Origin of the sequence: Mucilaginibacter gracilis (assembly GCF_003633615.1) — a bacterium.
Lineage (GTDB): Bacteria > Bacteroidota > Bacteroidia > Sphingobacteriales > Sphingobacteriaceae > Mucilaginibacter > Mucilaginibacter gracilis.
In genome coordinates, this window is sequence record NZ_RBKU01000001.1 from 5,737,525 (window position 1) to 5,751,046 (window position 13,522).

Consider the following 13,522-nt stretch of genomic DNA (forward strand, 5'->3'; position numbering starts at 1 on the left):
ATTACCCCATTAGTTTGCAAACTTAATGACAGCCTTTAACAAAGCAGAAATACCCGTAACCTTATTGCTATTGCCTTTTTTGGCAGGGATGGGCCTGGCTGTTGCATACCCCTGTAATACGTTTGCGGTTACACTGCAAATAGCTTTGGGTGTATTGTTGCTGGGGTTTGTTGTATTAAATCTCGGTTATCAAAAGTTCAATTTATATAAAGCAACCTGGCTTGGCGGTGTATTGATTTTTGCTTTGCTGTTAATTGCCGGTATGCTGGGTATTGAAACTAACCGGCAAATTAACGCGCCAAATCATTTTTCAAAAAACCCTTCGGCTTACCTTATTGCCAACATCAACAGCGAACCCAAACTTAACGCCGGAATTTTAAGGTTTACCGCTAAAATAGAACAAGCAGGCGATACCGATAAACTTAACACAACCACCGGTAATTTACTGGTTTTGGTAAAAATTGATACCGCGCATCAAATTAATTTGCAGTATGGCGACCGGCTGATTGTACCCGGCAAATTCACCCCCATTGAAGCCCCGCAAAACCCTGCCGAGTTTAACTATAAAGCTTACCTGGCGCATCAAAATATTTATCATCAGGCTTTTTTTATACAGCAACAGGTTGCAGTATTGCAGCATGGGCAAGGCAACCCTGTTATAGCATACGCCTTAAAGTTACGGCTCAACCTGGTTAACAAACTTAAAAGTGCAATAAGCGATACCGATGCCGTAGCCATAGCATCAACCATTATTTTAGGTTACCGGGCCGATTTACGCAAGGAAGTGCAGGAAGCCTATGCCAAAACAGGCACCATGCACCTGCTATCGGTAGCGGGTATGCACGTTGGTTTGGTTTATTTAATTATAACTTTTGTACTTAGCTTTTTGCCGTATGGTAAACGCAGTAAAGTTATTAAGGCTATTGTTTCTATTACCCTAATATGGTGTTATGCTTTAATTACCGGGTTTTCGCCGCCGGTTAGCCGGGCGGTGCTTATGCTTACTATGGTTATTATTGGCTTTAGTTTTAACCGCCACATTAACAGGCTTAATGTTTTGGCGGTATCGGCATTTGTATTGCTGCTCTATAATCCGTTTTATGTTTGCGATGCCGGCTTCCAGTTATCTTACATAGCCGTTTTTGGTATCATCATCATACAGCCCTACGTGTATAAATGGGTGCATGTTAAAAATGCGATAGTCCGCGAAATTTGGCTGGTATGTTCGGTTTCCATTGCCGCGCAAATTATTTTGTTCCCCCTAGCGGCACTCTATTTTCACGATTTCCCGGTTTACTTTTTGTTGAGCAATGTATTCATCATCGTACCTGCATTTATTATCATGTGTTCGGGATTGTTGTTTTTAGCCTTACCACATATACCCGCAGTTTCGGCATCATTAGGTTGGTTGTTACAAAAAACCATTGTTGTAATGAGCCAAACCCTGCAATTTTTAGAGCATGCGCCTTATGCCAGTATCAATAAAATTTGGTTGAGCCCTGCGGAGTTTTTATTAGCTTACGCGATTATAATTGCCACGTTTTGCTTTTTGGTAAAACGAAACAAGCAATGGCTGAAAGTAAGTTTATTGATAGCTTTATTATTATCAATCAGCTTTAGCTTAAAGGCTTACAGGGCGGCAAACACCAATAGCATCACCTTTTTTAGTTTGCGCAAAAACAGCGGTATGTTATTCCGCACAGGCAATTCGGCTTTTTTATTGACTGATTTGAACCCGCAGAATAAGGCTTACCAGTATTCAATACAGCCCTATCTGGATAGTTGCCGCATAACCAATTTACAAATGGCAGGTACAAATGTAAACTGTGGCAACTTACTTAAACAGGGCAACCTCATACAATTCGGAAATCAAAAAATACTGATATTGGACAGCACTTTTGAAGGAAAAACATTTACTGATAAATTAAATATTGATTATATTTACCTAAGCAGTGGTACGCATGTAAACTTGCAGTATTTAAAACAAAACTATACTTTTAAACTATTAATAGCCCCGGGCACAAATACTAACCGTTTAACCAGCCAGCTTGAACAACAGGCATTGGCCGAAAAGGTTAATTTTATAAACTTAAAACGTAACAAAGCACTTATATTGGTATCTAACAATCAAACTCAAAAAAAATAAACTACAATGAATATTATTTCAATTAAAAATGTTGCTTTGGGCCTGGCTTTTTCGGCAACAGTTTTTGGTGCAAAAGCTCAAAATGTTATTACCGAGGGGCAGGCATCATACAGCATTGCTGTAGGCGGCCAAACAGCAAATGCTACAACGTACTTTAAGGGCGATACCAGTTCGTTAGCTTTTCAACGCGGCCCTGCACAAATTAAAATGGTGGGCACCAAAGGCGGCGAGTTTTTTGCTGTGTTTTTAGATGTACCCGTTGCCAGCATGAAAAAGGTTGCTATAGGTACTCCTGCCGAAATAGATGAGGCCCAGGCTAACGAACCACAATATGCCTTCACCAAAACCGAAGAAACCAAAAAAATTGGCGATTTTAATTGCAAAAAATACGTAGCTAAAGATACGCGCGACGGTTCCACTTACGATTTGTGGATAACCACAGACGTAACTATCCCTGCCAACATGATAACCAAATTTTATTCATCGTTAGGTGGTACGCCTGTTTTGTTTACTTTTTTACAAAACGGCAATGTTAAAGGCGCGCAGGTTGTTACATTAACAGCTGTTACTGCAACTAAAGTACCGGCAAATATGTTTAAAGTAACAGCCGACTATGAAAAAATGACTTTGACCGATATGCAAAATATGGGTAAGGGCAGGCAATAAGCCTACGCTTTAGTAACAATATGTTTAAGGTTTTTTAACATCGGGTTAATTTGGTTAATTTAGCGCCCGATGTTAAAAAACCTTTTTTGCTTGGTTAGGTTTTACCTATTTTGGCTGATATTCTTCTTTATTACCCGCGTTACCTTCGAAATATACTTTCGCCACAAGCTAAAAATAGCCAGCGTAAAAGAGATTATCGAATCGTTTTTATACGCCGTCCGGCTTGATCTGTCAACGGCGGCTTATATAGCCATTATACCCCTGCTTGTTTCCATCATAATATGGCTAGTTCCCGGTGCTAAAATTAAGGCCATATGGCTGCGCATTTACATTTGGATTTGCCTGGTGCTGGTTTGCTTTTTAACCATACTGGATTTAAACATATTTACCGAGTGGGGAACCAAGGTTAACTATCGCGTTTTTGATAGCATTATCCATCAGTTTTCCGAGTCGCTGGCATCAAGCGGATCTTCGCCCATTGCCTTGTGCATTACTATTGGTGTGGTAATGCTTTGCCTGGGTATTTTTATTGCCGAAAAATTGATATTATACCGGTACAGGCCAACAAAGGCTTCGGTTTCTTTTAAATTGGCTTCCTCGGCGTTTTTAATTTTACTTAATCTTTTCTTTATCCGGGGCGGGTTGCAACCTTCGCCAATTAACCAGAGTATGGCTTATTTTTCGAGCAAACAAATACTCAACCAATCGGCTTTAAACACGGAGTGGAACCTTTTTGATAATATTTTTGAAAACCTTAAAGCCATACATAACCCCTACCTGTATTTCGATCCTAAATTTGCCGATAGTTTATCGCGCACGTTATACGCCGGCAAAGCCGATACAACTTTGCATGTATTAACAACAACCCGGCCCAACATTGTTATTTTTCAGTTAGAGAGCTTTACGGCCGATGTTATACAATCGTTAGGTGGCGATAAGGGTGTTTGCCCCAACTTTGAAAACTTTATTAAAAGCGGCATTTTGTGCGACAGCATTTACTCTGCCGGCGACCGTACCGATAAAGGTATTGTTGCTATTTTAAGTGCCTTCCCATCGCAAGCGGTGCGCACCATTGTTACCGATAATACCAAGCAAGAAAAATTGCCTTCAATATCTTCGGCACTTAAAGATGTGGGATACCATACTTCGTTTTATTATGGCGGCGAGGTGGAGTACATGAACTTTAAATCGTACTTACTGAGCCACAATATAGACCATATTACCAGCGAAGATAGTTTTGAACACCGCCAAATTGATACCAAGTGGGGCGTAGATGACGGTGCTATGCTTAACGCGCACATTCAATACCTTAATAAAGAAACCAAGCCATTTTTTAGTTTGGTAGAAACACTAACCAACCACGAGCCTTTTGACATGCCTGCCAAACCGCACTTTCCGGGCGATAGTGTGAGCAACCAGTTTAGAAGCACGGCCTACTACACCGATTCGGTTTTAAACTCATATTTTGAGCAGGCAAAAAAGCAAGCCTGGTATAAAAACACCTTGTTTATTTTAGTTGCCGATCATGGTCATCGTTTGCCGCGTAACACCAACGAATCTTACATGCCAGCTAAATATCACATACCCTTGTTATTGATGGGCGGTGCCATTAAAGACCAGTATCGCGGCATGAAGATACATAAACTGGGCGGCCAAACAGATATTGCGGCTACCATTTTAGCACAGCTTAATTTACCTTACGCGCAGTTTAAATGGTCGAAAGATTTATTGAACCCCGGCAGTAAATCGTTCACGTTTTTTGATTGGGATAACGGCTTCGGCTTTATTACTCCCGAGCAAGGCGTATCGTTTGATAATATTGGTAAAGAAACCATTTTTATTAAAAACCCTAAGGTGAGCAAGGCCGTTAACGAAAAGCATTTGCAATATGGCAAAGCCTATTTACAGCAGGTGTTTGCCGAGTATGTGGGAGGGCATTGAAGTAGTAGTTTGTTTTTAAGCCTCATTAAGCAATAGCGGGGTTAAAATCGGGCATGTGCAGTTGCTTCATTCTTCGCAAAAAATACACCATACCCATTTTTCACACTACCTAATACCGTGCATCTTGGTTCTTGAGTCTTGGCTCTTGATTCTGATTTTTTTACATCTCCAAAACTATCTTCCCCATATGTTCGCTGCTTTCCATCAGGGTGTGCGCCTGGGCGGCCTGGCTTGCAGTAAAGGTTTTGTAAACAACGGGCTTAATTTGCCCCGATGCCAGTAAGGGCCAAATGTATTGTTCGAGTTTTTGGGCAATGGCACTTTTAAAGTCAACATTGCGGCCACGCAGCGTAGAGCCGGTTATAATTAAACGCTTGCGCATAACCTCGGCAATATCTATTTTAACTTCGCGCCCCTTCATGGCGTTTATTTGTACCAGCCTGCCATCATTAGCCAGGCATTTAATGTTTTCGGGCGTGTAATCGCCTCCAATCATATCCAGTATCACATCAACGCCTTCGCCATCGGTTAGCCGGGCAATAGCATCTGCAAAGTTTTCGGTTTTGTAGTTAATGGCTTTGGCTGCGCCCAGTTGTTGGCAAAACAGCAACTTATCTGCCGAGCCTGCCGTTACATACACCTTGCTGCCTAACGCCTTAGCCATTTGTATGGCAGTAACACCAATACCGCTGGAGCCGCCGTGTACCAGCAATGTTTCGCCGGGTTGCAGCTTCGCCCTATCAAAAACATTGCTCCAAACGGTAAAAAATGTTTCGGGTAATGATGCCGCTTCCGGCATTGATAAGCCCTTGGGTACAGGCAGGCACTGGCCCGCAGGTACGGCGCAAAACCCGGCATAACCGGCACCAGTAACCAGGGCGCATACCTCGTCGCCCACTTTCCACCGGGTAACTTGCGCGCCCACTTCAACAACGGTACCCGCAATTTCTAATCCCGGAATATCAACCGATGCACCCGGCGGCGGCGGATAATTGCCCTTACGCTGTGCAACATCGGGCCGGTTTACGCCGGCGGCGGCAACTTTAACCAGTATTTCGGTAGCCAATATGGTTGGCATGGGGCGTTCCTGCATCTGCAATACTTCGGGTGCGCCGGGGTGGGTAATAACTATGGCCTTCATTTAAAAAGTTAAACTATTGGTGTAGCATAATGTTTGGCGGCTATTTATTACAACAGCAAAGTATCAATACGATAGCCCTGCACCATATTGTGAAACGGCGACCAGGTAAAAACGGTAAACTGCCCGTCTTGCGAGGCAACCAGTGCAATGGCGTCGTGCTGGTCGTGTACAAACTGCGCGGCCGATAAGTGCCTCGTTCCGCCGGTTTGCGCCGGATGGATAAACAATGCCTCGCCGCCTACAATAGGCTCAATAAGGCAAACCTGTTTTATGCGGCTGCTACCTTCGCGCATTACTATTTTGCTACCAAAGGCTAATAGTTTGTGTGTGGTGGTAATAACGCTTGCGCCGTCAACAGCGGTAAGGCCGGCAATATTATCCACTTCGCGGCTTAGGGCGCTTTTTAAAAAAATATCACTTTTATCGGTACCCTCGTTCATAACCAGGTCGGCCAGTCCCGTAAAGGCGGGCTTAATGGCATACTGCATGGGTTGTATGATAGATTGCCGCCAGGTATCGGTACCATCGGGCACTACCAGTAACGAACCGCCGTGCCCATGTGCGCGCATAGATACGGCAAGCTGTATGAGCACGTTAACCGAATCGTTCCACGACGATGGCGATGTAAAGCCTAGCAGTGCGGTAACAATGGCGGGGCAATCGGTAAGGGTGGCACTGTATTCGTCAATCACACGCACGTAATCGCCTTTTAAAACGGCTACATTGGTATATTTGCCTAAGCCGTAAATGCGGCGGTGCTTAATAACCAGCAAAGCCGGTTCGGATACATCCAAAACAAAACAAAAATTAGGTATGGTAATGGTAGTGCCCCATATTACCAGTTCGCCATCTTTTAGCCAAACGCCCAAATGTATACCGGCGCGCTCAATACCGGGACCTATTTTTACTAACGTACTTGACTTAAAAGGTAGTTCACGTTCAAAAATTAAAGCCTTCTCGGCTTCGGCAGGAGCCAAAAAGGCAATAGATATGCGTGGCGAGTGCCCTTCTTCTTTACGCAAACTGGCCCAAAAGGCCACATCAATTATTTGTTCAATAACAGCAATATCGGGGGCGGTAGCCAGTTTTTTTTCGCCGCCTGCATGTGCGGTTGCTATGTGGTGGGCAAAGTGTTTTTGCACGCTTGGTGCCACTTTGCAAGCTGCCTGATAGGTAGGTTGATAATGCATGTACCAAAGTTAAACTAATACTTTGTGTGGCAATAAGGTTGGCTACGGTAAAATTGTTTTCTTACAATACATTAATAATTGGCTTATATTTATGTGCTTGCTTTTAGGCAAACCACCGAACAATAACCTTAAAACTATGTTATTGCAACACATGGATTGGATTTTATTAGGCGAAATTATTTATGCCATTATTGTTATCCTGGTTTGTTTGCGCATTATTTACGATACCCGCTCAACCAGTAAAACATCGGCCTATTTATTGTTAACGCTTTTTTTACCCGCCCTGGGTATCATTATTTATTTTGTGGTAGGCGCCAACTATCGCAAAAACAGCCTTTACAGCAAAAAAATTATAAAAAACAGCCGCCTGCTTAACCAAATCAGGAAGGAGATATACCTGCAATCAGAAAAAACATGGGACACCGGCGAGGCCGAAGTACAGCGCCATAAAAAACTGGCCCGCCTGCTGCTTAACGATAGTATGAGCCCCCTTAGCGGCAACAACGAAGTTAAGCTGTTGCTGAATGGCGAAAATAAATTTCCGGATGTGATAAAGGAGTTAAAAAAAGCCAAACACCATATCCACATAGAATATTACATTTTTGAAGACGATGAAATAGGCAACCAAATAAAAGATGTATTAATTGAAAAGGCGCGCGCGGGTGTACAGGTGCGCTTTATTTACGACGATTTTGGCAGCCGCTCTATACGTAAAAACCTGGTGCCCCAGTTAATTGAGGCTGGTGTGCAAGCCTTTCCGTTTTACCAAATCTATTTTATGGCCTTAGCCAACCGCGTAAATTACCGCAACCACCGTAAAATAATTGTGATTGACGGCTGCACCGGTTTTGTAGGTGGTATTAATGTGAGCGACCGTTACATTAACCACCCCAAACTCAATAACGAGTTTTTTTGGCGCGATACTCATTTGATGATTCGCGGGCCGGGAGTTTATTACCTGCAATATCTTTTTATATGCGACTGGAACTTTTGCGCCGAAACAGACCTTGAACCTATTGAACAATTTTTTTGTGCCGATAAAAGCAAAACATCTGATGCTATTGTGCAGATAGCGGCAAGCGGGCCCGATTCGGAAACGCCGGTACTCATGTTCTCGCTCATACAGGCCATAGGTATGGCCGAAGAAGAGATACTGATAACTACCCCCTACTTTATCCCCGGCGAGAGTTTAATTGATGCACTAAACACCGCCGCCATGAGCGGGGTAAAGGTAAAGTTGCTTGTACCCGGCAAATCCGATTCGGCCTTTGTTGATTCGGCGGCGCGGTCTTATTATGGCGAGATTTTACGCTCGGGTGTCGAAATTTATTTCTATCAAAAGGGTTTTATCCATGCTAAAACTATGGTATTGGATAGTAGCCTTTCTATCATCGGCACAGCCAACATGGATCATCGCAGCTACGAACTTAACTTTGAGGTAAATGCTATGGTTTATGATGATAACTTAGCCAAACAATTGCGCCAATCCTTTTTTGACGATCTGGAAAGTTCCACTAAGGTTAGCCCTGTAGCATGGGCAAAACGGCCTTTATACAAGCAATTGCCCGAAAAATTAACCCGCCTGCTATCGCCGCTTTTGTAACAGAAAAAATATTCTATTAATTCTATAGATATTATAGATTAATTTATATATTTGCATCATAGTCAAGTGGCCGAGTGGAGAGGTATGGGTCTGCAAAACCTTTTACGGCGGTTCGAATCCGTCCTTGACGTCGAAGTTTAACTGACTTTGTTTATTTAGTATGAAAAACGAAATTGATTGCCCTGTTGACCTGGTATCGGTAAACGAAAACAAAGTACGCTTAGTTGCCTTACTGGTACTAACACTCGGTTTAGTTTACTTGTGGAATGGTTGGTGGGGCATCATCGTTTTATTGGTGGCCGATTTTTTATTGCGCTCGTTTAAATTAAATAAATATAGTGTGCTTGCCCTTGCAGCCGATGGTTTGGTTAAACTATTTGGAGTTAGTGCCAAACCAACCGACCAGGCCCCTAAGCGTTTTGCCGCACGGATGGGGCTTGCCTTTACCATAGTTATCTTATCTCTTCATTTTTTACAGCATACCAGTGCAGTTGTACTCACTGTGGCGCTCTGCCTTTTTGCTTTTTTAGAATCCTTTTTGGGTGTTTGTGTGGGTTGCTATGTATATAGCTATGCGCGCAGGTTCGGTTTGTTATAGCGGCTTGTTGGCATATTAATTGCAACAATACCAATATTGGCGGCTGTGGCTCGCTATAATAATTACGTTGCATGTTGCTGTTCCCTTTTTATCTCAATTATTCGTTGTTTACCAAAAGTTATAGCCTAATGCAAGCCGTTAAGCTATTAATAATTGTATTGCATGCAACTAACCATTTATGTAAGGCATGCGTATAACGAATAGGAACGATATGATGAGGAAGACGATAGTAATAACATGGCTAGTGTTAATTTTTGGCGCAATTGGCGCAACGTTTTGGTATAGCGAATTAAAATACCAATTACCAACCCCCATACCCACCAATTATAAAAACGTTAAGCGCGGAGAGTTTATTAACTTGAATAACTATTTAAGTACTGGCGGCAGTAAACCGGTATTTTTGCATTTTTTTAACCCCGATTGCCCATGCTCCAGGTTTAACATGGCATGTTTTAAAACATTGGTAAAAAGCTACGGAAACAAGGTAAACTTTGTTATTGTGGTTATGAATAATGATAGTTACACCGTAAAAAACATACAAGATAAATTTGATTTAAACATCCCTGTTTTGTTTAATGCCTCAATTGCACGCGCTTGCGGTGTGTATTCTACACCCCAGGCTGTGTTAATAAATACCCACCACAATTTATACTATCGCGGCAATTATAACCGGAGCAGGTATTGTAACGACGAAAAAACCAATTTCGCAAAAATAGCTATCGATAGCTTACTAAATAATAACGCGTTGCCAAATATTAACCCTCTTGCATTACAGGCCTACGGTTGTACGCTACCTAACTGCAACAAAACCGAGTAATGATGATTTACACCCCTAAAGCAGGCAACGCCCCTAACGACGCCTTTTTATTTAATGTAAAAGAACGATCGGATAGGTTGATGAATTATTTCCTGATGGTTTATTTTGTGCTGGGCTTAATATTCGCCTTGTTTTATGGCACCTGGCTAATTGCAGTTTTGGTTGGCAGCCTATCGTTAATTGCCTATTACTCTACCAAACTGGCCCTGCCAAACTCAACTATGTATCAGTACGTTTTGAGTGCCGTTTTTGGCATTTTTATGGCACAGTTTATATACCAGATGCATGGCATGTTCGAGATGCATTTTTTTGCATTTATAGGCGGCGTGCTACTCATCACTTATCAAAAATGGCGCTTGCAAATACCAATGGTAATTGTGGTAATACTACACCATGCCCTATTTAGCTACCTGCAAAACAGCGGAATGGATAAAATTTATTTTTCGCAACTTTATAATTTTGATGTTCGCACGTTTGTAATACATGTTACGCTTGCTTCGGTATTATTTTACATTTGCGGCCTTTGGGCCTACCAGCTAAAAAAATATAACGAATTACACCTCAGCCAAACCTTGCAAATGGCCGAATTGCAAAAAGAATCGCTTTTATTGCTACAACGCGAGCAGTATAACGAAGAAAGAAGTACCATACTGGAAAGTATTGGCGATGCCTTTTTTGCTGTTGATAAAGATTGGGTAGTAACCTACTGGAACCAAATGGCCGAAAAGATTTTGAGTAAACCCAAAAGCCAGATGCTGAACAGCAATTTTTGGGATAATTTTGATAACTCTACAAATTCTATATCTTACCAAAAATATAAAAAAGCGGTTGAAACCAACCAATCTGTCCATTTCCAGGATTATTATGAACCTTTAGATAACTGGTACGACGTTAGCGCTTATCCTTCGGAAAAAGGATTATCGGTTTACTTTAAAGACATTACCGAGCGTAAACGCACCGAGTTATTGTTGATAGAATCTGAAAAAAAATATAGTGACCTCTTCCAGTTGAGCCCACTACCCAAATGGGTTTTTGATGTGGAAACACTAAGGTTTTTAGATGTAAATACCGCAGCTATTGAACATTACGGATACACCAAGGAAGAGTTTATGGGGATGACGATAAGAGATATAAGGCCGGTAGAAGAAGTACCTAAACTTGAAGCCGATTTAGCAAAACAATTAAATAAAGACGAATTAACCAAACGCAGCAATTTTTGGCATAAAAAAAAGAATGGCGAACTGATTGAAGTTGATGTACAAAGCCGCGACCTGGTTTATAAAAGCAAAAAAGCGCGACTTATAATAGCCAACGATATAACCGAAAAACAGCGCTACATTAAAGCCATTGAAGAGCAGAATGACAGGCTCAGAGAAATATCGTGGATACAATCGCACATTGTAAGGGCTCCGCTGGCCCGTATTTTGGGCCTTGTGCCGCTAATTGAGAACCCGGCAGAAAGCCTGGACGAAAAGGAAAAAATGCTTGAATACATGCTTCAATCTGCCCGCGACTTAGACGACGTTATTAAAAACATTACCGAAAAAACTACTATCACCCAAAACTTTGTGTAGCTGTTAACCTAAGGCCAAGCATTTGGTTTTTACAGTTGTTAAATACATAAGCGGCTACCCATAAATAAACCGATTGATGGCAATATGCTACACGTAGCGCAGTACCAGGCAGCTATGAGCCGTACCCTATGCAATGCTGTTTTAACCGCCATTGTTAAAAAATAAAAGCGGCATCAAACCAATATGGTTAACTTAGCCAACCCAAAAAGGCTAAACATTTGCGATACTTTGTACACATAGGTTACCACGGCACCAATTACAGCGGTTGGCAAAAACACGCAGGCGCATTAACCGTGCAGCAGGTTTTAGAAACCGCCCTGAGCCAGATATTTAAAACCACCATAGCCATAAACGGCTGCGGCCGCACAGATGCGCATGTACATGCGGCCCAGTTTTTTTTTCACATGGATGTAGATGCAGAATGGGGTTTTGATTTGGCATTTAGGCTCAATAAAATTTTACCTTATGATATTGCCGTGTTTGATGTTGTACCGGTAAACGGCTTGCCGCATGCCCGCTTTGATGCCATACAACGCACTTACGATTATTTTATCCATACCTATAAAGATCCTTTTTTAAATCGCTTTAGTTCGTTGTACCCGGACGAGCTTAATTTGCAGGCCATGGCTTCGGCAGTGGCCTTACTGCCGCTTTACAACAATTACCGGGCGTTTTGTAAAACACCCGATAAAAACGAACATACCATTTGTAACGTTACCACAGCCCTATTGTATGCCAGTGCCGATGGTAGCCGCATTCGTTTTCATATTTCGGCAAACCGTTTTTTGGGTAAAATGATACGCATTATTGTGGGGCGGCTGCTTGATATTGGCACAGGCAAGTTAAGCCTGGCCGCCTTTGAGCGCTACCTCACCCATCCCGATGTACCCCAAACCATTACGCCTGCTTATCCGCAGGGCTTATACCTGTCAAAAATAACTTACCCTTACCTTAACCTGCCGCCGCGTTCGCAATTTGTAAACATGCTACAATTCAACACAAATACGGTTTGGCAGCCTGTAAAGCACAAATAATTTGCTTATATTGCCAATAATTTAGTTATGTTTTTTATCCTCTCTAAAGTTTTGCTCATGCTTATACAGCCTTTTTTTTGGGTTGTAGTTTTAATAACATGGGCCGTTATCACAAAAAACATTAAACGCAAACAGCGTTTACTTTGCAGCGCGGCCATTGTGTTATATGTATTTAGCAACAATTTTATAATTGGCCAGGTTGCCCGTAGCTGGGATATTACAAAGCAAGATACCGTTAACAAAACATACAGTTGTGCCATTATATTGGGTGGCTTTACCTCGGCAGATGCCGATGGCGGGGGTTATTTTAATGGCTCGGCAAGCCGCTATATTGAGGCTGTTAAACTAAAAACCATAGGTAAGGCGGCTAAAATATTAGTAACAGGCGGCAACGGGCAGTTAGTTAAAACCACCGAGTTTAAAGAAGCCGATTATGTGGTGCAGCAATTGCGCTTGTTAAAATTTGCAGATAGTACGGTGCTGGGCGAAAACCAATCGCGCAATACAATTGAAAATGCTGTGTTTTCCAAAAAAATACTCGATGATAAAAAAGTGAAAGGGCCTTATTTGCTGGTAACGTCGGCCTTCCATATGCGGCGGTCGTTATACACATTTAAAAAGGCCGGGCTGGATGTTGTTCCGTATTCGTGCGATTACATTGCCGGCCACGATGCATATTCGTTAACAGACCTCTTACCCAATTCGGGTGCGCTGGATGTATGGAATAAATACGCCAAAGAAATGTTTGGTTATGTGGCCTATCATTTAAAGAAATTTTAACCCTAACAATTGCGCGTTTTGCAGTTGCCGCA

11 protein-coding genes and 1 tRNA gene are annotated in these 13,522 nt (G+C 42.2%); 10 read left to right on the plus strand and 2 right to left on the minus strand.

The genetic code is table 11. The annotated features are described in order from the left end of the window. The first annotated feature begins 25 nt into the window (after window positions 1–25). The 3 genes from BDD43_RS25530 to BDD43_RS25540 all read left to right on the plus strand — a co-directional run bounded on the left by BDD43_RS25530 (window position 26) and on the right by BDD43_RS25540 (window position 4,753). Window positions 26–2,146 (plus strand): ComEC/Rec2 family competence protein, encoded by a 2,121-nt coding sequence (locus BDD43_RS25530; protein ID WP_121200992.1) that lies wholly within the window; start codon window positions 26–28, stop codon window positions 2,144–2,146. 6 nt (window positions 2,147–2,152) lie between these two features. Next, a complete protein-coding gene (locus BDD43_RS25535; protein ID WP_121200994.1) occupies window positions 2,153–2,812 on the plus strand; it encodes a hypothetical protein in 660 nt (219 codons plus the stop codon). 69 nt (window positions 2,813–2,881) lie between these two features. After that, window positions 2,882–4,753, plus strand: coding sequence for an LTA synthase family protein (locus BDD43_RS25540; RefSeq protein ID WP_121200996.1), 1,872 nt, complete (start codon window positions 2,882–2,884; stop codon window positions 4,751–4,753). 160 nt (window positions 4,754–4,913) lie between these two features. On the opposite strand, the gene BDD43_RS25545 is transcribed toward BDD43_RS25540, so the two are convergent. Both BDD43_RS25545 and BDD43_RS25550 read right to left on the minus strand, forming a co-directional pair. Further along, window positions 4,914–5,894: an NAD(P)H-quinone oxidoreductase gene (locus tag BDD43_RS25545; protein WP_121200998.1), complete on the minus strand. Its 981-nt coding sequence runs from the start codon at window positions 5,892–5,894 to the stop codon at window positions 4,914–4,916. Between the two features lie 47 nt (window positions 5,895–5,941). Beyond that, complete coding sequence (locus tag BDD43_RS25550) at window positions 5,942–7,084, minus strand: putative sensor domain DACNV-containing protein (RefSeq protein ID WP_121201000.1); 1,143 nt, start codon at window positions 7,082–7,084, stop codon at window positions 5,942–5,944. 136 nt (window positions 7,085–7,220) lie between these two features. Here BDD43_RS25550 and cls point away from each other — a divergent pair, with 136 nt between their 5' ends. From cls to BDD43_RS25585, 7 genes are all read left to right on the plus strand, one after another. Beyond that, window positions 7,221–8,687 (plus strand): cardiolipin synthase, encoded by a 1,467-nt coding sequence (gene cls, locus BDD43_RS25555; RefSeq protein ID WP_246001791.1) that lies wholly within the window; start codon window positions 7,221–7,223, stop codon window positions 8,685–8,687. A gap of 60 nt (window positions 8,688–8,747) precedes the next feature. Further along, a tRNA-Cys gene (locus tag BDD43_RS25560) sits at window positions 8,748–8,818 on the plus strand. Between the two features lie 29 nt (window positions 8,819–8,847). Further along, window positions 8,848–9,285 carry a DUF4395 domain-containing protein gene (locus tag BDD43_RS25565; RefSeq protein WP_121201002.1) on the plus strand — a complete coding sequence of 146 codons (438 nt, stop codon included), beginning with the start codon at window positions 8,848–8,850 and terminating at the stop codon, window positions 9,283–9,285. A 211-nt stretch (window positions 9,286–9,496) separates the two neighbouring features. Continuing rightward, complete coding sequence (locus tag BDD43_RS25570; RefSeq protein WP_121201004.1) at window positions 9,497–10,102, plus strand: DUF6436 domain-containing protein; 606 nt, start codon at window positions 9,497–9,499, stop codon at window positions 10,100–10,102. Next, entirely contained in the window at window positions 10,102–11,676 is a 1,575-nt protein-coding gene (locus BDD43_RS25575) for a PAS domain S-box protein (RefSeq protein ID WP_121201006.1), read from the plus strand. Before BDD43_RS25570 ends, BDD43_RS25575 begins: the two co-directional genes overlap by 1 nt. Before the next feature lie 218 nt (window positions 11,677–11,894). After that, complete coding sequence (locus BDD43_RS25580; RefSeq protein WP_121201008.1) at window positions 11,895–12,710, plus strand: tRNA pseudouridine synthase A; 816 nt, start codon at window positions 11,895–11,897, stop codon at window positions 12,708–12,710. Window positions 12,711–12,737: 27 nt separating this feature from the next. Next, entirely contained in the window at window positions 12,738–13,490 is a 753-nt protein-coding gene (locus tag BDD43_RS25585) for a YdcF family protein (protein WP_121201009.1), read from the plus strand. Window positions 13,491–13,522: the final 32 nt, after the last annotated feature.

Bases quoted from the DNA above. Each gene is read 5' to 3' on its own strand.
- BDD43_RS25540 (WP_121200996.1), top strand. From the start codon at position 2,882: ATGTTAAAAAACCTTTTTTGCTTGGTTAGGTTTTACCTATTTTGGCTG.
- BDD43_RS25575 (WP_121201006.1), top strand. From the start codon at position 10,102: ATGATGATTTACACCCCTAAAGCAGGCAACGCCCCTAACGACGCCTTT.
- BDD43_RS25565 (WP_121201002.1), top strand. From the start codon at position 8,848: ATGAAAAACGAAATTGATTGCCCTGTTGACCTGGTATCGGTAAACGAA.
- BDD43_RS25530 (WP_121200992.1), top strand. From the start codon at position 26: ATGACAGCCTTTAACAAAGCAGAAATACCCGTAACCTTATTGCTATTG.
- BDD43_RS25545 (WP_121200998.1), bottom strand. From the start codon at position 5,894: ATGAAGGCCATAGTTATTACCCACCCCGGCGCACCCGAAGTATTGCAG.
- cls (WP_246001791.1), top strand. From the start codon at position 7,221: ATGTTATTGCAACACATGGATTGGATTTTATTAGGCGAAATTATTTAT.
- BDD43_RS25535 (WP_121200994.1), top strand. From the start codon at position 2,153: ATGAATATTATTTCAATTAAAAATGTTGCTTTGGGCCTGGCTTTTTCG.
- BDD43_RS25550 (WP_121201000.1), bottom strand. From the start codon at position 7,084: ATGCATTATCAACCTACCTATCAGGCAGCTTGCAAAGTGGCACCAAGC.
- BDD43_RS25570 (WP_121201004.1), top strand. From the start codon at position 9,497: ATGATGAGGAAGACGATAGTAATAACATGGCTAGTGTTAATTTTTGGC.
- BDD43_RS25585 (WP_121201009.1), top strand. From the start codon at position 12,738: ATGTTTTTTATCCTCTCTAAAGTTTTGCTCATGCTTATACAGCCTTTT.